Here is an 18,586-nt window from a genome sequence, read left to right on the forward strand (position 1 = left end):
CATGACGGCAGGCACAACTCGGAGTGCTACGGAGGGGCTGACACCATGACGACCAAGTACGCGGGTTTCGAGGAGCCGGAGCCGGCCGGCGGTGACGAGCCGATCGGCGTGCCCTACCGGGGCCGACGCCGCACCGCGGCGCGGGTGCTGGTGCCGGTGGCGATCGCGGCCGTCGCGGCGGCCGGCGTGGCTGTGGTGCCGGCGCTGGCCAGCCCGGGCACCCCGACGCTGCCTCAGGTCACGGCCCAGCAGCTGGTCACCAAGGTGCTGGCCAACCGGACCACCGCGCTGAGCGGCACCGTGCAGGTCTCCACCGACCTCGGCATCCCGAGCCAGGTGCTGGACATGGCGAGCCAGGGCGCGGTGGCCGGGGTGACCGGCGCCGCGGGGGCGGCCGGGGGCAGCGGCCAGGCCAAGGAGGGCGCCGCCAACGCGGCCAGCGCCGGTCCGCAGGCCAAGCTGACCACCCTGCTGGCCGGTGACCACACGCTGCGCGTCGCGGCGGACGGCCCGGACAAGCAGCGGGTCGCGCTGGTCGAGCCGCTGGCCGAGTACGACCTGATCCACAACGGCGACCAGGCTTGGGCCTGGGACAGCGCGAGCAACCAGGCCGTGCACCTGAGCGACGGCACGGGCGGCGCTGCCGCGAAGGACGCGAAGGAGCAGCCGAAGACCCCGCTCGACGGCGTGCCGACCACCCCGCAGCAGGCCGCCCAGCAGTTCCTGGCCGGCAGCGCGAGCAGCTCGGACGTCAGCGTGGCTGGCACCGTCTCGGTGGCCGGGCGGGACGCCTACCAGCTGAGCGTCAAGCCCAAGCAGTCCGGCTCGACGATCCGCGAGGTGAAGATCGCGGTGGACTCCGCGACCGGCACCCCGCTCGCGGTGGTGGCGACTTCGACCTCCGGCAGCACCGTGCTGGACGTGCACTTCAGCGATGTCTCCTTCGCCGTGCCGAGCGCGAGCACCTTCGACTTCACCCCGCCGAAGGGCGCCACGGTGGTCCAGCCGGCGCAGCAGCGGAAGTGGGACAACGGCATCCAGCCGCAGCCGGAGGCGTCGAAGGCCGGCTCGAAGGTGACCGGCACCGACTGGACGGCGGTGGTCTCCTTCACGCTGCCCACCCAGAGCGGCTCCACACAGACCGGCTCCACCCAGACCGGCTCCACACAGACCGGCGGCGGCAAGGCCGCGAGCGGCCACCACCGCAAGCAGGCGCTGCCCGACTCCACCACGCTGATCAAGTCGCTCGGCAAGCCGGTGGCCGGCGGCACCCTGATCAGCACCAAGGTGATCAACGTCCTGATCACCGACGACAACCACGTCTACGCCGGCGCGGTGACCCTGCCGGTGCTCCAGGCAGCGGCGGGAGTGAAGTAACGATGACGCAGTCTCCGACCGTGGACACGGCGGAGACCACCGAGGGGGGCCGGACCGCCGAGGCGGCCGCGGCCCCCGTCGGCGGTCCGCCGGTGATCCGGACGCAGGGCCTGACCAAGCGCTTCGCCGGCGGCCAACTGGCCGTGGACGGACTGGACCTGACCGTGCCGCGGGGCAGCGTCTTCGGGTTCCTCGGCCCGAACGGCTCGGGCAAGACCACCACGATCCGGATGCTGATGGGCCTGATCGCCCCGACCTCCGGCGTGGCCACGGTGCTCGGCGCGCCGATGCCGCAGTCGGTGGGCAGGGTGCTGCCCCGGGTCGGCGCACTGATCGAGGGGCCCGCGCTGTACGGGTTCCTCTCCGGGCGGGACAACCTGATCCGCTACGACTCGGCGGACCCCACCGCCGACCCGGGCACCCGCAAGCAGCGGGTGGCGCAGGCGCTGGACCGGGTCGGGCTGGCCGCCGCGGCGGGCAAGAAGGCGCGGGCCTACTCCCTGGGCATGAAGCAGCGGCTCGGGCTGGCCGCCGCGCTGCTGCAGCCGCGCGAGCTGCTGGTGCTGGACGAGCCGACCAACGGCCTGGACCCGCAGGGCATGCGGGAGATCCGCGCGCTGGTGCGCGAGGTCGCGGCGGAAGGGACCACCGTCTTCCTCTCCTCCCACCTGCTGGACGAGATCGAACAGGTCTGCACGCACGCCGCCGTGATGTCCAAGGGCCGGCTGGTGGTGCAGGGCACGGTGGCCGAGCTGGCCGCCCGGGCGCAGGGCCGGCTGGTGGTCCGGACGGCGGACACCGAGGCGGCGCTGGCCGTGCTGACCGAGCATCAGGTGACCGATCTGCGGGTCGGCGAGGGCCAGGTGGACGGCGAGTCGACCGCGCTGTCCGAGGACGCGCTGCCCAGGCTGTGCGCGGCGCTGGTCGAGGCCGGCGTGCGGGTGCGCGGGTTCGGGGTCGAGCGGGGCACGCTGGAGGACGCCTTCGTGGCGCTGACCGGGGAGGGATTCGATGTCGCGGGTTGAGACTGTGCCGGTCACGGCGGCCGGACCGGGGGCGGTGGCCGGGCCGAGGCCGCAGACGGTGCCCGGGTTCCTGGCGCTGTTCCGCAGCGAGCTGACGCTGACCTTCCGCCGGGCCCGCACGCTGGCGCTGCTGGGTGTGCTGGCCGTGGTGCCGATCCTGATCGGCGTGGTGGTGAAGATCGAGACGGGCAACATGCACGGCGGTGACGGCGGACCGGCGTTCATCACCCAGGTCACCCAGAACGGCGTCTTCCTGACCTTCACCGCGCTGGCCACCTCGCTGCCGATCTTCCTGCCGATGACGGTGGGCGTGGTGGCGGGCGACTCGGTGGCCGGTGAGGCCGCCACCGGCACGCTGCGCTACCTGCTGGTCGCGCCGGCCGGGCGGAGCAGGCTGCTGGCGGCCAAGTTCACCGCGGCCATGGCGTTCTGCCTGGCGGCGACGCTGGCGGTCGCGGTCTCCGGGCTGCTCATCGGGTCGATCCTCTTCCCGGTCGGCGATGTCACGTTGCTCTCCGGGGACACCATCGGGCTGGGCGCGGCGCTGCTGCGGGTGGTGCTGATCTCGGGCGTGGTGGCGCTCTCGCTGGCCGGGCTGGCGGCGGTCGGACTCTTCATCTCCACCCTGACCGGCAGCGGGATCGCCGCGATGGCCAGCACGGTCGGCCTGGTGATCATCGTCCAGGTGCTGGACAGCTTCCCGCAGTTGCACGCGATCCAGCCGTGGCTGCTCACCCACTACTGGCTCTCGTTCGGCGACCTGCTGCGGCAGCCGATGTACTGGCACGCGGTCTGGCAGGACCTGGGCCTACAGGCGCTCTACGTGGCGGTCTTCGGCTCGGCGGCCTGGGCGCGGTTCACCACCCGCGACATCACCGCCTGAGGCCGCCGGGTCCGCGAGGGTGAGGCCCGGCCCGGCCCGCGAGGGTGAGGCCGGGTCAGCTGGTGACGCTGGGGGCGGGCGCCGGCACGGCCGCGGGGACCGGCACCGACCCGAGCCGGTCCACCCGCAGCTGGCGCAACGCGTCCCAGGTGAGCACCGCCAGCGCCGCCCAGACCAGTGCGAAGCCGGCCCAGCGCTCGGGCGGCATCGTCTCGTGGAAGTAGAGGACGCCGCAGAGGAACTGGAAGACCGGCGCCAGGTACTGCAGCAGGCCCATGGAGGAGAGCGGGATCCGGATCGCGGCGGCGCCGAACATGAGCAGCGGCACCGCGGTGATCGGGCCGGTCAGCAGCAGCAGCGTGAAGTGGCCCGCGTCGTGGCCGAAGACGGCGTGGCCGGTGGTCGAGCGGTAGACCAGGTACCCCACGGCGAACGGGAAGATGAACGCCGTCTCCAGCGCGAAGCTCTCCAGCCCGCCGAGCGCGATCTTCTTCTTCAGCAGCCCGTAGACGGCGAAGCTGAACGCCAGGGTGAGCGCGATCCACGGCAGCCGCCCGTACCCGGCGGTCAGCACCAGCACCGCGAGCGCGCCGACCCCCACCGCCACCCACTGCGCGCGGCGCAGCCGTTCCCGCAGCAGCAGCACGCCGAAGGCGATGGTGACCAGCGGGTTGATGAAGTACCCGAGGCTGCCCTCCACCACGTGCCCGGAGTTCACGGCCCAGATGTAGACGCCCCAGTTGACCGAGATCGCGACCGCCGCCAGCGCCGAGAGGGCCAGCCGGCGCGGCTGGCGCAGCAGCGGGGGCAGCCAGCCCCAGTGCCGACGGACGGTGAGGACGGCGATCACGACCACCAGCGACCAGGCCATCCGGTTGGCCAGGATGTCACCGGAGGCGGTGGGCTCCAGCAGCGGCCAGTAGAGCGGGAAGAGCCCCCAGATGCCATAGGCGGCGGCACCGAGCCACACACCGCGACCGGCCTCGGAGTGGAGTTCCTGGCCGCCCGGGGTTTCTGCTGCCATGGCAGGGCTCTCCTCAGCTCAGTACACGTGTGTCGTGGTGACCGTAGCGGTCGGAGAGGTGGGTTGTCATCTCCGTTCTCGCATTTTGGTCATGACATCGGGCGGGCGTCGACGGGACGCGGGCTCAGTCCTCGTACAACTCGGAGTTGACGTCGCGGATGCGCAGGTGCCAAGGGTCGGTGTCCTCGTGCATCTTGACCACCAGCAGACCCGGGCGCAGGACGGTGAGCACCTCGATGGCCTCGTAGGAGGCGCTCACCGTCCTGGCGACATAGCCGAGCTCCCGCCCCGTCGTGCAGGCGCACTCGTCGCCCGCCCAGCAGCCGCAGACGAACTCGATGCTCCAGGACGAGGAGGACTTGGCGTGTACCACCACCTCGACCGGCGTCTGCGGGCGCACCGCCAGGATCGGGCTGCCGGTGCCCCGGCGCTCGTCCACCAGCTCGTCCAGCTCCGAGGGGGCGAGCAGGCGTACCGACCAGGTCGCGCCGCCCTTTTCCGACTGCACCTTGAGATGGGTCATGTCCGGCGTCAGCACACCACGCGTCCGGACCTGACCCTCGTAGTCGAACACGTAGGCGAGCTTGCTGTGGGTGTGGACCCGGGTGCGGGTGCGGGTCATCGGGACGATGGTCAGCTGCTTCGCCTCGGCCGCGACCTCGGCGATCGCGACGGCACCGGGCTCGGGCCACTCGATCGGGTACTCCTCCTCGCTCGCGGCGGTGAGGACACCGGAGTAGTGGAAGCGCTCATCGGCCTGGCGCTGGGGGACGGGGCCGGCGGAGTCGCGCGGGCCACCGGCGGGGGTGAGCCGCGCGAGGCCGTCGCCGCCGCTGGGGGCCGGGGCGGGCACCACGTCCTGCGGCACGGCATCCACCGGCGCCGCCCGCAGCTCACTCGCCGCGCGCCGGCCCAGCACCTGCACCAACTCGCTGTGCAGCACCGCGAGTTGCTGCTGTCGCCCCGGCAGCGGCGCCTTCGTGAGCGAGACCACGGCCGCTGCCCGGATCGCCTTGATCTCCGCCAGTGCCGCCGCCGCCTCGGCCGCCGACTGCGCCGCCCGCCGCTCGGACTTCGCCACCCGCGTCCCGTGCGCGATCACCCCGACTACCGCGCAGCCCAGCAGAAATGTGTCCACGCCGACCATGGCTCCCCCGAATGACGCGCTCCCGTATCGCCCAGAGGCTACGCGCCCTGCGCCGGCACCCGCTCCCAGGGGGCCGGGGCGCGCAGGCCGGCCAGCTTCTCGGGGTTGAGCTGGGCACGCAGGGCGTGCACCCGGCCGTCGAGCAGTTCGAGGCTGAGCGCGCCCAGGGTGACCCCGTCCTTGTGGAAGACCAGCGCCTGCTCGCCGTTGAGCCAGACGACCTCGGGCACCATGCCGACCGCGTCCGGCTTGGCCAGCACCCCGAGCAGCCAGCGCGCCACGTGGTCGGGCCCGTGGAGCGGGCGCCGAGCGGCGCGCACCACGCCGCCGCCGTCCGACCAGGCGGTCACGTCGGGCGCCAGCAGCTCCATCACGTTCGCCGCGTCGCCGCTCGCGCAGGCGGCCAGGAAGCGCTCGGTGACCTGGCGGCGCTCGCCCGGGTCGGTGTCGAACCGGGGCTGCCGGGCCGCCACATGGGCCTTGGCCCGGTGCGCGGTCTGCCGCACGGCGGCCTCGGACCGCTCCAGCGCCTCGGCGATCTCGGCGGTGGAGTAGCTGAAGACCTCGCGCAGCACGAAGACCGCGCGCTCCAGCGGGCTGAGCGTCTCCAGCACCACCAGCATGGCCAGCGAGACGGAGTCGGCCAGTTCAGCGGTCACCGAGGCGTCCGGCGCGGCCAGTCGCGGGTCGGTCAGCAGCGGCTCGGGCAGCCAGGGGCCGACGTAGGCCTCGCGCCGGGCCCGGGCCGAGGTGAGCCTGTTGAGCGCCAGGTTGGTGACGGTCCGCACCAGGTACGCCTTCGGGTGGTTGACCGTGGCGCGGTCCACCGCGGCCCACTTGAGCCAGGCGTCCTGCAAGGTGTCCTCGGCATCGGCCACGCTGCCCAGCAGTTGGTAGGCGGTGCCGAAGAGCAGCCGCCGGTGTTCGAGGAACGGGTCGTCCAACGCGGAGTCGATCACCACTCCAGGCTGCCAGTCGCCCCGGCCCCGGACAAGCACCGGGGTCGGGGCGAAGAAGGCTCAAGACGGCCCAAGACGGCCCAAGACGGCCCAAGCCAGCTCAGACGACCGTCCAGGTGTCCTTCCCCGACAGCAGGTCGGCCAGCTCGCCCGCGCCGTGCTGCTCGACGGCGGTGGCCAGCTGATCGGCCATCAGCGTGTCGTAGACCGGCCGCTCGACGCTGCGCAGCACGCCGATCGGGGTGTGGTGCAGCGTGTCGTTGTCGGCCAGGCGGGAGAGCGCGAACGCGGTGACGGGGCTGGCCGCGTGGGCGTCGTGCACCAGCACGTCGGCCTGGTTGGTCTCGGTGACCTGGGCGACGGTCAGCTCGCCGCTGGCCGGGTCGCGGAAGACGCCCTGGTCGGCGAAGGTGATCGGCTGTCCGTGCTCCAGCCGGATCAGCGCCCGGTCGGCGCCCGCCGGGTCCTTGAGCGCGTCGAAGGCGCCGTCGTTGAAGATGTTGCAGTTCTGGTAGATCTCCACCAGCGCCGTGCCCTGGTGCTCGGCGGCCGCGCGCAGCACCGAGGTGAGGTGCTTGCGGTCGGAGTCGAGGGTGCGGGCGACGAAGGTGGCCTCGGCGCCGAGCGCGAGCGAGACGGGGTTGAACGGCGCGTCCAGCGAGCCCATCGGGGTGGACTTGGTGATCTTGCCGACCTCCGAGGTCGGCGAGTACTGACCCTTCGTCAGGCCGTAGATCCGGTTGTTGAAGAGCAGGATCTTCAGGTTGACGTTGCGGCGCAGCGCGTGGATCAGGTGGTTGCCGCCGATCGAGAGCGCGTCGCCGTCGCCGGTGACCACCCAGACGCTCAGGTCGCGCCGGGTGGCGGCAAGGCCGGTGGCGATCGCGGGGGCCCGGCCGTGGATCGAGTGCACCCCGTAGGTGTTCATGTAGTACGGGAACCGCGAGGAGCAGCCGATCCCGGAGACGAAGACGGTGTTCTCCCGCCGGATGCCCAGCTCCGGCATGAAGGACTGCACGGCCGCCAGGATCGCGTAGTCCCCGCAGCCGGGGCACCAGCGCACCTCCTGGTCGGTCTTGAAGTCCTTGGCGCTCTGCAGGGCGTCCGCCTTCGGCACCAGAGACAAGGACCTGAACTCACTCATCGTCGTCGCTCCCGTCCAGCGTCCCGATCGCCGCCCACAACACGTCCGCCAACTGCGCCGCCTTGAACGGCAGTCCGCGCACCTGGTTGTAGGACTGGGCGTCCACCAGGTACTTGGCCCGCAGCAGCAGGGCGAGCTGGCCGAGGTTCATCTCCGGCACGATGACCTTGTCGTAACTCCCCAACACCGTGCCCAGGTTGGCCGGGAAGGGGTTGAGATTGCGCAGGTGCGCCTGGGCGACCTTGCCACCGTCCGCCCGCACCCGGCGCACCGCCGCGGTGATCGGGCCATAGGTGGAACCCCAGCCGATCACCAGCACCTCGGCCTCGCCGTCCGGGTCGTCGACCTCGATCGGGCGCACCTCGATGCCGTCCACCTTGGCCTGCCGGGTGCGGACCATCAGGTCGTGGTTGGCCGGGTCGTAGGAGATGTTGCCGGTGCCGTCCTGCTTCTCGATGCCGCCGATCCGGTGTTCCAGGCCCGCCGTGCCGGGCACCGCCCAGGGGCGGGCCAGGGTCTGCGGATCGCGCTTGTAGGGCCAGAACTCGCCCTCGGGGGTGTTCGGTCCGGTGGCGAAGTCGGGCTCGATGACCGGGAGTTCGGCTACCTGCGGGATCCGCCAGGGCTCCGAGCCGTTGGCCAGGTAGCCGTCCGAGAGCAGCAGCACCGGGGTCCGGTAGGTGACCGCGATCCGGGCCGCCTCCAGCGCCGCCTCGAAGCACTCGGCCGGGGTCGCCGGAGCCACGATCGGCACCGGGGCCTCGCCGTTGCGCCCGAACATCGCCTGCAGCAGGTCGGCCTGCTCGGTCTTGGTGGGCAGCCCGGTGGACGGGCCGCCGCGCTGGATGTCCACCACCAGCAGCGGCAGTTCGAGCGAGACCGCGAGACCGATGGTCTCCGACTTCAGCGCCACGCCCGGGCCCGAGGTGGTGGTGACGCCCAGCGAGCCGCCGAACGCCGCGCCCAGCGCGGCCCCGATGCCGGCGATCTCGTCCTCGGCCTGGAAGGTGCGCACGCCGAAGTTCTTGTGCTTGGACAGCTCGTGCAGGATGTCGGAGGCCGGGGTGATCGGGTAGGAGCCGAGGAAGAGCGGCAGGCCCGAACGCTGCGAGGCGGCGATCAGGCCATAGGAGAGCGCCAGGTTGCCGGAGATGTTGCGGTAGGTGCCGGGCGGCAGCTTGGCCGGCGGCACCTCGTAGGAGACCGCGAAGTCCTCGGTGGTCTCACCGAAGTTCCACCCCGCCTTGAACGCCAGCACGTTGGCCTCGGCGATCGCCGGCTTCTTGGCGAACTTGGTGCGCAGGAACGATTCGGTCCCCTTGGTGGGGCGGTGGTACATCCAGGAGAGCAGCCCGAGCGCGAACATGTTCTTGGCCCGCTCGGCGTCCTTGCGGGCCAGCCCGCTCTCCTTGAGCGCCTCCAGGGTCAGCGTGGTCAGCGGCACCTTGTGCAGGTGGAAGCCGTCGAGCGAGCCGTCGCCGAGCGGGTCTGCGGCGTAACCCACCTTGGCCAGCGCCCGCTTGGTGAACTCGTCGGTGTCGACGATGATCTCCGCGCCCTTCGGCAGGTCGGGCAGGTTCGCCTTGAGCGCGGCCGGGTTCATCGCGACCAGCACGTTCGGCGCGTCGCCCGGGGTGAGGATGTCGTGGTCGGCGAAGTGCAGTTGGAAGCTGGAGACGCCCGGCAGGGTGCCCTGTGGGGCCCGGATCTCGGCGGGGAAGTTCGGCAGCGTGGAGAGGTCGTTGCCGAAGGAGGCGGTCTCGGACGTGAAGCGGTCCCCGGTGAGCTGCATGCCGTCACCGGAGTCGCCGGCGAACCGGATGATCACCCGGTCCACCCGCCGGATCGGCTTGACGCGCCGGGGTGCGCCTGGCGCTGGTCGGCCGTTCGGCGCGTCCGGGCCACCGCTCGCTGTCTCTGCCTGATCGACCTCGCTGGTCACTGCCGCGAACCTCCCTCAGGGGTACCAGCCGCGGGCGTGAGCCGTGTGCCCCGTCCGCCTGGTGCACCGATCGCATCCTATGCGGGTCGCGAATCCCTAGGCTGGAACTAAAGCAATCCGGCGCCACGGTGTATTCCGTACACACCCGGGCGGTCGATACCCACCCGACCCACCCGGGCGCCGGGAGTGCCCTGGGGTGACCGGTCAGGAGTTCAGGTAGGTGAGCACCGCGAGCACCCGGCGGTGGTCCTCCGGGCCGGCCGCCAGGCCCAGCTTGAGGAAGATGTTGCTGATGTGCTTCTCCACCGCGCCGTGCGAGACCACCAGCTGCTTGGCCACCGCGGCGTTGGTCCGGCCCTCGGCCATCAGGGCGAGCACCTCGCGCTCGCGCGGGGTCAGCCCGGCCAGCACGTCGCCCTTGCGGCTGCGGCTGAGCAGCTGCTGCACCACCTCGGGGTCCAGCGCGGTGCCGCCGCCGGCCACCCGGACCACCGCGTCCACGAACTCGCGCACCTCGGCGACCCGGTCCTTGAGCAGGTAGCCCACTCCCCGGGTGGAGCCGGCCAGCAGCTCGGCTGCGTACTGCTGCTCGACGTGCTGGGAGAGCACCAGCACCCCGAGGTCCGGGAAGCTCGCCCGCAGCTCCACGCAGGCCCGCACGCCCTCGTCGGTGTGGGTCGGCGGCATCCGCACGTCGGCCACCACCACGTCCGGCAGCGCACCGGCGCCGGCCAGCTCGTGGATGGTGCGGATCAGCGCCTCGCCGTCACCCACCCCGGCGACCACCTCCAGGCCACGGTCGGTGAGCAGCCGGATCAGGCCTTCCCTGAGCAGGACCGAGTCCTCGGCGATGACGACGCGCAGCATGGAGCTTCTCCCCCGGAGCAGTGGGCAACGACCGCTCACATGGTACGGATCGCCACCGCGTCGCAGAGCCCCTGCAGGGCCGCCTTGGCCGGTCCGTCCGGCAGCGGGGCGAGCAGCGCGCGGGCCTCCTCGGCGTAGCGCAGCGTCTCGCGGCGGGCGCGCTCCAGGGCGGGGTGACGGCGCAGCAGGCGCAGCGCCTCGGCGTGCGCCTGATCGTCCGTCAGGTCCTGCTGGAGCAGCTCGCGCAGCCGGGCGTCCTCGGGGTCGCTCTCGTCCAGCGGCATCGACTGCAGCAGCAGCACCGGCAGCGTGGGCACGCCCTCGCGCAGGTCGGTGCCGGGGGTCTTGCCGGACTCGTGGCCGTCGCTGGCGATGTCCAGCACGTCGTCGGCCAGCTGGAAGGCGATGCCCATCTTCTCGCCGTACTCGGTGAGGATCTCCACCACGTGCGGCTCGGCGCCGGCCATCAGCGCGCCGAACCGGCCCGAGACGGCGATCAGCGCGCCGGTCTTGCCGGCCAGCACCTCCAGGTAGTGGGCCAGCGGGTCGTCCTCGAGGCCCGGCCCTGCGGTCTCCAGGATCTGGCCGGTGACCAGCCGCTCGAAGGCGTCGGCCTGGATCCGGACCGCCTCGGGGCCGAGGTCGGAGAGCACCTGGGAGGCCTTGGAGAAGAGGAAGTCGCCGGTCAGGATGGCCACCGAGTTGTCCCAGCGGGCGTTCACCGTGGGCACGCCGCGGCGCACCGGGGCCTCGTCCATCACGTCGTCGTGGTACAGGGTGGCCAGGTGGGTCAGCTCGACCACCACGGCGGCCGGCACCACGCCGGGCGCGGTCGGGTCGCCGAACTGCGCGGCCAGCATCACCAGCAGCGGGCGGAAGCGCTTGCCGCCGGCCTTGATCAGGTGGCTCGCGGTGATGGCGATCAGCGGCCGGTCGCTCTGCACGGCCTCGGCCATCGCGGCCTCCACCGCCTCGAGTCCGGCCTGGACGTCACGGGTCAGATCGCGGTCCTGCACGCTGAGCCCGAAGGGTTCCACGACGGTCACGAAGACCACTCCTGTCGCCGGTCGATCATGCGGTCCGGTCCCTGTTGCGGCCGCTGCCATCCCCAGCAGCGTATCCGGTCACGAGTGGATCACTGTACGGGCGTGCGGGTAGCGCGGCGAAGATGGCGCCGGGCCCCGGGCGATCAACGCCCGGAACCCGGCGCACGAGCCGGTGAACTGCGCTGTCTCAGTGGGTGAACTGCGCCGCCTTGGACGCCAGGTCCAGGAAGTACTGCGGCAGCAGGCCCAGGCCCAGCGTGACGATCACGCCGAACGAGATGGCCATCGTGGTGAAGACGCTGGGGATCGCCACCGCCGGGCCGTTCGGCTGCGGGTCGGAGAAGAACATCAGCACGATCACCCGGATGTAGAAGAACGCGGCCACCGCCGAACTCAGCACACCGACGATCACCAGCGGGGTCGCACCGCCCGCCGCCGCGGCCTGGAAGACCGCGAACTTACCGGTGAATCCGCTGGTCAGCGGGATCCCGGCGAAGGCCAGCAGGAAGAGCGCGAAGACCGCCGCGAGCAGCGGCGAGCGGCGCCCGAGCCCGGCCCAGCTGGACAGGTGGGTCGCCTCGCCCTTGGAGTCGCGCACCAGGGTGACCACCGCGAAGGCGCCCAGGGTGACGAAGGAGTAGGCCAGCAGGTAGAAGAGGACCGCACCGAGGCCCTGCCGGTTGGTGGCGATCACGCCGGTCAGGATGAACCCGGCGTGCGCGATCGAGGAGTACGCCAGCAGCCGCTTCACGTCCTGCTGGGTCACCGCGAGGATCGCGCCGACCACCATGGTGAGGATCGCCACCGCCCACATCACCGGGCGCCAGTCCCAGCGCAGCCCGGGCAGCGCGACGTAGAACAGGCGCAGCAGCGCGCCGAAGGCGGCGACCTTGGTGGCGGCGGCCATGAAGCCGGTGACCGGGGTCGGCGCGCCCTGGTAGACGTCCGGGGTCCAGGCGTGGAACGGGACGGCGCCGACCTTGAAGAGCAGGCCGACCGCCACCAGTGCCAGGCCGATCAGCAGCAGCGCGTCGTTGTGGGTGCTGATCGCGAGCCCCGCGGTGGTGGTGGCGGTGCCGTTGACCGCGTCGGCGATCTCCGGCAGCCGGAAGCTGCCCGCGTACCCGTACAGCAGCGCGCTGCCGAACAGGAAGAAGGCCGAGGCGAAGGAGCCGAGCAGGAAGTACTTGACCGCCGCCTCCTGCGAGAGCAACCGGCGCCGGCGGGCCAGCGCGCAGAGCAGGTAGAGCGGCAACGAGAAGACCTCGAGGGCCACGAACATGGTCAGCAGGTCGTTGGCGGCCGGGAAGAGCAGCATGCCGCCGACCGCGAACAGGGTGAGCGGGTAGACCTCGGTGGAGGCGAAGCCCGCCCGGGTGGCCTGCCGCTCCTGCTCGCCGCCGGGGGTGGCGGAGCCCTGCGGGGTGAAGGCGTCGCGCGGCCCGCCCTCGGTGCGCGGGTCCAAGCCGCGCTCGGCGTAGAGCAGCACGGCGACCACGGCGGCCAGCAGGATCACGCCCTGCAGGAAGAGCGCGGGGCCGTCCTCGGCCACCGAACCCATCGCGATCAGCCCGCTCTTGGTCGAGCCGTAGCCCTGCGAGGCGAGCACGATCAGCGCGATGAAGGCACCGGCCAGGCCGGTCAGTGCCAGGCCGACCTGGGTGGTGTAGCGGGCCCGGCGCGGCACGAAGGCCTCGGCCAGGATGCCCGCGACGGCCGCGCCGAAGACGATCAGCATCGGGGAGAGCTGGCCGTACTCGAGCTGCGGCGCCGGGATGCTCGGCGTGTTGCCGCCGGCCGCCGCCATCCACACGCTGTGGACGGACCCCGCGCCGTGGAGAAGGGGGACGCTCACTGCTGCTCACCTCCGGCAGGGATGGCCACCGGGTGGGCCGGGGCCGGGTCGGTCCGGTGGACCTGGGAGAGGGTGTCGGCCACCGCCGGGTTCACCAGGTCGGTGAGCGGCTTGGGGTAGACCCCGAGGACCACGGTCAGCGCGATCAGCGGGGCGGCCACCAGCAGTTCTCGCGCCTTCAGGTCGGGCATCTTGCTGACGCTCTCCTTGACCGGCCCGGTCATGGTGCGCTGGTAGAGCACCAGGACGTAGAGCGCGGCCAGCACGATGCCCAGGGTGGCGATCACGCCGAGCGCCGGGTAGCGGCTGAAGGTGCCGACCAGCACCAGGAACTCACTGACGAACGGGGCGAGTCCGGGCAGCGACAGGGTGGCCAGGCCGCCGATCAGGAAGGTGCCGGCCAGCACCGGGGCGACCTTCTGCACGCCGCCGAAGTCGGCGATCAGGCGCGAGCCGCGCCGCGAGATCAGGAAGCCGGCGATCAGCATCAGCAGGGCGGTCGAGATGCCGTGGTTGACCATGTAGAGGGTGGCACCGCTCTGGCCCTGGCTGGTCATCGCGAAGATGCCCAGGATGATGAAGCCGAAGTGCGAGATCGAGGCGTAGGCGACCAGCCGCTTGATGTCCTTCTGACCCACCGCCAGCAGCGCGCCGTAGATGATCCCGATCACCGAGAGCACCAGGATCGCGGGAGCGAAGAACTTCGAGGCGTCCGGGAAGAGGCCCAGGCAGAACCGCAGCATCGCGAAGGTGCCGACCTTGTCCACCACGGCGGTGATCAGCACGGCGGTGCCGGCCGTGGCCTCGCCCATCGCGTTCGGCAGCCAGGTGTGCAGCGGCCAGAGCGGGGCCTTGACGGCGAAGGCGAAGAAGAAGCCGAGGAAGAGCGCCCGTTCGGCGGTCGGGTTGATCACCAGCTTGCCGTCGGCCACCGCCGAGGTGAGCGTCTGCAGGTCGAAGGTGCCCTGGCCCTGGCCCTGCGCGATCACGTACAGGCCGATCACGGCGGCCAGCATGACCAGGCCGCCGAGCAGGTTGTAGAGCAGGAACTTGACGGCCGCGTACGAGCGTTGGCGGGACGCCTCGGGGCCGCCGGCCCGGTCGCCGAAGCCGCCGATCAGGAAGTACATCGGGATCAGCATGGCTTCGAAGAAGACGTAGAAGAGGAAGACGTCGGTGGCCAGGAAGGAGACGATCACCATCGCCTCGACGGCCAGGATCAGGGCGAAGAAGCCCTGGGTGCGGCGGCGCCCCTCAAAAGTGTCGCCGTCGAAGGTGCCGTCCGGGCTGGGGGCCGGGTCCGCGTCGTGCCAGGAGGCAAGCATCACCAGCGGCACCAGCACCGAGGTGAGCAGCACCAGCACGGCGGCGATGCCGTCCACCCCGAGCGAGAAGTTGATCCCGAAGGAGCGGATCCAGCTGTGCGACTCGGTGAGCTGGTAGCGCGCCCCGCCGGGCTTGAAGTCGGCGGCGATCAGCGCGGTGAGCGCGAGGGTGACCACCGAGACGCCGAGCGCGATGGCCTTGGTGGTGCGCCGCCTGGCCTCGTTGGTGCCGGCGGGCAGCGCGGCGGTCAGGATCGCCCCGGCGGCGGGGACGGCACAGGTGACGGCCAGCAGGTAGCTCATGGCCTTGCCTCCTGACGATGCGTCATGTCTTTCATACCGACCTCATCAGGAGAGTCGTGGCGACCAGGACCAGCGTGCCGCCGAACATGGAGAGGGCATAGGAGCGGACGTAACCGTTCTGCACCCGGCGCAGCCGACCGGAGATGCCCCCGATGCTCGCGGCCAGGCCGTTGACGAAGCCGTCGAGCCCCTTGCTGTCGAAGAAGACCAGCGCCGCGGTGAGCGCGGAGCCGGGGCGCACCAGGACGGCGTGGTTGAAGTCGTCCTGCAGCAGGTCACGGCGGGCCGCCCGGGTGAGCGCCGAGCCGACCGGCGGGACGGCCGGGACCGGCGAGCGCCCGTACACCACGTAGGCGAGCCCGGCGCCGGCCAGCATGCAGGCGATGCTGAGCGCCATGACCACGCCGGACGACAGCGGGGAGTTGCCCTCGCTGAACCCGGTGACCGGCTCCAGCCAGTGCTGGAAGTTGTTGTTCAGGACGAAGAGCCCGCCCGCGAAGACGGAGCCGAAGGCCAGCAGGATCATCGGGACGGTCATCGACTTGGGCGACTCGTGCGGGTGCGGCTCGTGGCCCTCGGCGTCGGGCTGCCAGCGCTTCTCGCCGAAGAAGGTCATGATCATCACCCGGGTCATGTAGAACGCGGTGACCGCCGCGCCGATCAGGGTGACCGCGCCGAGGATCCAGCCCTCGGTGCCGCCCTTGGCGAAGGCGGCCTCGATGATCCGGTCCTTGGACCAGAAGCCGGACGGGCCGGGGAACCCGATGATCGCCAGGTAGCCGAGGCCGAAGGTGACGTAGGTGATCGGCATGTACTTGCGCAGGCCGCCGTAGTGACGCATGTTCACCTCGTCGTTCATGCCGTGCATGACCGAGCCGGCGCCGAGGAAGAGCCCCGCCTTGAAGAAGCCGTGGGTGACCAGGTGCATGATCGCGAAGACGTAGCCGATCGGCCCCAGGCCGGCGGCCAGGATCATGTAGCCGATCTGCGACATGGTCGAGCCGGCCAGCGCCTTCTTGATGTCGTCCTTGGCGCAACCGACGATCGCACCGAAGATCAGCGTCACGGCGCCGACGCAGACCACCGCGAGCTGCGCGGTCGGCGCCAGGTCGAAGATGGCGTTCGACCGGGTGATCAGGTAGACGCCGGCGGTCACCATGGTGGCCGCGTGGATCAGCGCGGAGACCGGGGTCGGGCCCTCCATCGCGTCGCCGAGCCAGCTCTGCAGCGGCACCTGGGCCGACTTGCCGCAGGCGGCGAGCAGCAGCAGCAGGCCGATCGCGGTGAGCCGGCCCTGGCTCGCCTGGTGCGCGGTGGCGAAGACCGGCCCGAAGGCGAAGCTGCCGAACTGGGTGAACATCAGCATGATCGCGATGGACAGGCCCATGTCGCCGACCCGGTTGACGATGAACGCCTTCTTGGCGGCGGTGGCCGCGGCCGGCTTGTGCTGCCAGAAGCCGATCAGCAGGTACGAGGCGAGCCCGACGCCCTCCCAACCGACGTACAGCAGCAGGTAGTTGTCCGCCAGCACCAGCAGCAGCATGGCGGCCAGGAACAGGTTGAGGTACCCGAAGAAGCGGCGGCGGCGCTCGTCGTGCGCCATGTAGCCGACCGAGTAGACGTGGATCAGCGTGCCGACGCCGGTGATCAGCAGCACGAAGGTCATCGAGAGCTGGTCGAGCTGGAAGGAGACGTCGGCCTGGAAGGTGCCCACCGAGATCCAGCTGAACAGGTGCTCGCGGACCGGGCGTTGGTCGACGCTGCGGCCGAGCATGCTGCTGAACAGCAGCAGCGCGAAGACGAAGGAGAGCAGCGACGCGAACGTGCCCAGCCAGTGGCCGAACCGGTCCAGCGCGCGGCCGCCGAGCAGCAGCAGGGCAGCCCCGACCAGCGGCGCTGCGATGAGCAGCGGAATAAGAGAGTTCACCCTGGGCCCCTACAGCTTCATCAGGTTGCTGTCGTCGACCGAAGCCGAGTGCCTGGTACGGAAGATGCTCACGATGATCGCCAGGCCCACCACGACCTCGGCTGCCGCGACCACCATGGTGAAGAAGGCCAGGATCTGGCCGTCCAGGTTGTCGTGCAGCCGGGAGAAGGTGACCAGGGCCAGGTTGGAGGCGTTGAGCATCAGCTCCACGCACATGAACAGGACGATCGCGTTGCGCCGGATCAGCACCCCGGAGGCTCCGATGGTGAACAACAGGGCTGCGAGATAGAGGTAGTTGACCGGGTTCACTCGCCCTCCTCCTGGCGCTTCGCGGCGTCGTCCGTGGTCTTCTGGTGGTTCGGCACCGGCTCCAGCTCGGGGCGCGGTTGGCTGGGGAGCGCCGGCCGCTCGGAGGACGGGCGGCCCAGCCACTCGGCCGTGCTGTTCTCCAACTCGGCCATCCGGCGCAGCATGTCCTGGCTGACGTCGCGCATCTGGCCGCGCTCGCGCAGGGTGTTCATCACCGAGTCCTCGGCGATGGTGCCGTCCGGCAGCAGGCCCGCGATGTCCACCGCGTTGTGCCGGGCGTAGACGCCGGGCGCCGGCAGCGGCGGGACCTGCTTGTTCTCCCGGATCCGCTGGGCCGCCAGCTCCCGCTGGGTGCTGGGCGCCGTCACGTGCTCGCGGTGGGTCAGCACCATCGCGCCGACCGCCGCGGTGATCAGCAGCGCGCCGGTGACCTCGAAGGCCCAGACGTACTTGGTGAAGATCAGCCGGGCCAGGCCCTGCACGTTGCCCTCGGCGTTGGCCTCGGCCAGGCCGGGGAAGTGGCCCAGCTTCGCGTGCGCGATGCCGGCGATCAGCAGCACGCCGAAGCCCAGGCCGCAGAGCACCGCGGCCACCCGCTGGCCCTTGAGCTGCTCCTTGAGCGAGTCCTCGGAGGTGACGCCGACCAGCATCACCACGAAGAGGAAGAGCATCATGATCGCGCCGGTGTAGACCACGATCTGCACCACGCCGAGGAAGACCGCGCCCTGGGCCAGGTAGCAGATCGCCAGCGCGATCATGGTGGCGGCCAGGCAGAGCGCGCTGTGCACCGCCTTGCGCATCAGCAGCATGCCGAGCGCGCCGCCGACCGCGATCACCGCGAGTACCCAGAACTGGACCGCTTCGCCGGTGGAGGTCATGAACTCGCCTCCTTCTCGTGCTGCTCCTGGGTGAGGGTCCCGGGCGCGGCGTGGGTGACCTCGCCGCGGTAGTAGGCGCCCTCCTCGGTGCCCGGGTACATCGCGTGCGGCGGCGCGACCATGCCCTCGGTCAGCCCGGAGAGCAGCTGCTCCTTGGTGAAGATCAGGTCGGCCCGCGAGGAGTCGGCCAGCTCGTACTCGTTGGTCATGGTCAGCGCGCGGGTCGGGCAGGCCTCGATGCACAGCCCGCAGAGGATGCAGCGCGCGTAGTTGATCTGGTAGACCGCGCCGTACCGCTCGCCCGGGGAGTAGCGCTCCTCCTCGGTGTTGTCGGCGCCCTCCACGTAGATCGCGTCCGCCGGGCAGGCCCAGGCGCACAGCTCGCAGCCGACGCACTTCTCCAGGCCGTCGGGGTGACGGTTGAGCTGGTGGCGGCCGTGGAACCGGGGGGCGGTGGGCTTCTTCTGCTCCGGGTACTGCTCGGTCAGCCGCTTCTTGAACATGGCCGTGAAGGTCACGCCGAAGCCTGCGGCCGGGCCCAGCAGCGACGGCTTGTCGTCGGACTCTGGCATCTC

General features: G+C 71.2%; 16 protein-coding genes. 3 read left to right on the top strand and 13 right to left on the bottom strand.

The genetic code is table 11. The features are described 5' to 3' along the window. The first annotated feature begins 45 nt into the window (after positions 1 to 45). The 3 genes from P3T41_RS11795 to P3T41_RS11805 are packed head-to-tail and all read left to right on the top strand — an operon-like array spanning position 46 to position 3,285. Entirely contained in the window at positions 46 to 1,377 is a 1,332-nt protein-coding gene (locus P3T41_RS11795; RefSeq protein ID WP_280689643.1) for a DUF2092 domain-containing protein, read from the top strand. A gap of 2 nt (positions 1,378 to 1,379) precedes the next feature. Next, a complete protein-coding gene (locus tag P3T41_RS11800) occupies positions 1,380 to 2,402 on the top strand; it encodes an ABC transporter ATP-binding protein (RefSeq protein WP_280689644.1) in 1,023 nt (340 codons plus the stop codon). After that, the gene (locus P3T41_RS11805; RefSeq protein ID WP_280689645.1) at positions 2,389 to 3,285 is read left to right on the top strand and encodes an ABC transporter permease; all 897 of its coding nucleotides are present in this window, start codon (positions 2,389 to 2,391) and stop codon (positions 3,283 to 3,285) included. The genes P3T41_RS11800 and P3T41_RS11805 overlap by 14 nt, the downstream gene beginning before the upstream one ends. A 55-nt stretch (positions 3,286 to 3,340) precedes the next feature. Here the strand turns inward: P3T41_RS11805 and rarD are convergent, their stop codons facing one another. From rarD to nuoI, 13 genes are all read right to left on the bottom strand, one after another. Next, positions 3,341 to 4,309 carry an EamA family transporter RarD gene (gene rarD, locus P3T41_RS11810; protein WP_280689646.1) on the bottom strand — a complete coding sequence of 323 codons (969 nt, stop codon included), beginning with the start codon at positions 4,307 to 4,309 and terminating at the stop codon, positions 3,341 to 3,343. A gap of 124 nt (positions 4,310 to 4,433) precedes the next feature. Further along, positions 4,434 to 5,447: a hypothetical protein gene (locus P3T41_RS11815; protein ID WP_280689647.1), complete on the bottom strand. Its 1,014-nt coding sequence runs from the start codon at positions 5,445 to 5,447 to the stop codon at positions 4,434 to 4,436. Positions 5,448 to 5,494: 47 nt separating this feature from the next. Further along, entirely contained in the window at positions 5,495 to 6,415 is a 921-nt protein-coding gene (locus tag P3T41_RS11820; RefSeq protein WP_280689648.1) for an RNA polymerase sigma-70 factor, read from the bottom strand. Positions 6,416 to 6,515: 100 nt separating this feature from the next. Next, positions 6,516 to 7,559 carry a 2-oxoacid:ferredoxin oxidoreductase subunit beta gene (locus P3T41_RS11825; protein WP_280689649.1) on the bottom strand — a complete coding sequence of 348 codons (1,044 nt, stop codon included), beginning with the start codon at positions 7,557 to 7,559 and terminating at the stop codon, positions 6,516 to 6,518. Then, positions 7,552 to 9,405, bottom strand: coding sequence for a 2-oxoacid:acceptor oxidoreductase subunit alpha (locus tag P3T41_RS11830; RefSeq protein WP_348533649.1), 1,854 nt, complete (start codon positions 9,403 to 9,405; stop codon positions 7,552 to 7,554). Before P3T41_RS11830 ends, P3T41_RS11825 begins: the two co-directional genes overlap by 8 nt. A 300-nt stretch (positions 9,406 to 9,705) precedes the next feature. After that, the gene (locus P3T41_RS11835) at positions 9,706 to 10,365 is read right to left on the bottom strand and encodes a response regulator transcription factor (protein WP_280689878.1); all 660 of its coding nucleotides are present in this window, start codon (positions 10,363 to 10,365) and stop codon (positions 9,706 to 9,708) included. 38 nt (positions 10,366 to 10,403) lie between these two features. Then, positions 10,404 to 11,414, bottom strand: coding sequence for a polyprenyl synthetase family protein (locus tag P3T41_RS11840; protein WP_280689651.1), 1,011 nt, complete (start codon positions 11,412 to 11,414; stop codon positions 10,404 to 10,406). A gap of 187 nt (positions 11,415 to 11,601) precedes the next feature. Further along, entirely contained in the window at positions 11,602 to 13,221 is a 1,620-nt protein-coding gene (gene nuoN, locus P3T41_RS11845; RefSeq protein ID WP_280689879.1) for an NADH-quinone oxidoreductase subunit NuoN, read from the bottom strand. A 44-nt stretch (positions 13,222 to 13,265) separates the two neighbouring features. After that, positions 13,266 to 14,897 (bottom strand): NADH-quinone oxidoreductase subunit M, encoded by a 1,632-nt coding sequence (locus P3T41_RS11850; protein ID WP_280689652.1) that lies wholly within the window; start codon positions 14,895 to 14,897, stop codon positions 13,266 to 13,268. Positions 14,898 to 14,928: 31 nt separating this feature from the next. After that, positions 14,929 to 16,824 carry an NADH-quinone oxidoreductase subunit L gene (gene nuoL, locus P3T41_RS11855; RefSeq protein ID WP_280689653.1) on the bottom strand — a complete coding sequence of 632 codons (1,896 nt, stop codon included), beginning with the start codon at positions 16,822 to 16,824 and terminating at the stop codon, positions 14,929 to 14,931. 9 nt (positions 16,825 to 16,833) lie between these two features. Beyond that, a complete protein-coding gene (nuoK, locus tag P3T41_RS11860) occupies positions 16,834 to 17,133 on the bottom strand; it encodes an NADH-quinone oxidoreductase subunit NuoK (RefSeq protein WP_280689654.1) in 300 nt (99 codons plus the stop codon). Further along, positions 17,130 to 18,011, bottom strand: coding sequence for an NADH-quinone oxidoreductase subunit J (locus tag P3T41_RS11865; protein ID WP_280689655.1), 882 nt, complete (start codon positions 18,009 to 18,011; stop codon positions 17,130 to 17,132). The genes nuoK and P3T41_RS11865 overlap by 4 nt, the downstream gene beginning before the upstream one ends. Beyond that, positions 18,008 to 18,583 (bottom strand): NADH-quinone oxidoreductase subunit NuoI, encoded by a 576-nt coding sequence (nuoI, locus tag P3T41_RS11870; RefSeq protein WP_280689656.1) that lies wholly within the window; start codon positions 18,581 to 18,583, stop codon positions 18,008 to 18,010. The genes P3T41_RS11865 and nuoI overlap by 4 nt, the downstream gene beginning before the upstream one ends. Positions 18,584 to 18,586: the final 3 nt, after the last annotated feature.

The organism is Kitasatospora sp. GAS204B (assembly GCF_029892155.1).
In the GTDB taxonomy this organism is placed as follows: domain Bacteria; phylum Actinomycetota; class Actinomycetes; order Streptomycetales; family Streptomycetaceae; genus Kitasatospora.

What these genes read in the sequence shown, in the direction of transcription:
- P3T41_RS11795 (WP_280689643.1), top strand. Translation starts at nt 46, where the DNA reads ATGACGACCAAGTACGCGGGTTTCGAGGAGCCGGAGCCGGCCGGCGGT.
- P3T41_RS11800 (WP_280689644.1), top strand. Translation starts at nt 1,380, where the DNA reads ATGACGCAGTCTCCGACCGTGGACACGGCGGAGACCACCGAGGGGGGC.
- P3T41_RS11805 (WP_280689645.1), top strand. Translation starts at nt 2,389, where the DNA reads ATGTCGCGGGTTGAGACTGTGCCGGTCACGGCGGCCGGACCGGGGGCG.
- rarD (WP_280689646.1), bottom strand. Translation starts at nt 4,309, where the DNA reads ATGGCAGCAGAAACCCCGGGCGGCCAGGAACTCCACTCCGAGGCCGGT.
- P3T41_RS11825 (WP_280689649.1), bottom strand. Translation starts at nt 7,559, where the DNA reads ATGAGTGAGTTCAGGTCCTTGTCTCTGGTGCCGAAGGCGGACGCCCTG.
- nuoN (WP_280689879.1), bottom strand. Translation starts at nt 13,221, where the DNA reads ATGGCGGCGGCCGGCGGCAACACGCCGAGCATCCCGGCGCCGCAGCTC.
- P3T41_RS11850 (WP_280689652.1), bottom strand. Translation starts at nt 14,897, where the DNA reads ATGAGCTACCTGCTGGCCGTCACCTGTGCCGTCCCCGCCGCCGGGGCG.
- P3T41_RS11865 (WP_280689655.1), bottom strand. Translation starts at nt 18,011, where the DNA reads ATGACCTCCACCGGCGAAGCGGTCCAGTTCTGGGTACTCGCGGTGATC.
- nuoI (WP_280689656.1), bottom strand. Translation starts at nt 18,583, where the DNA reads ATGCCAGAGTCCGACGACAAGCCGTCGCTGCTGGGCCCGGCCGCAGGC.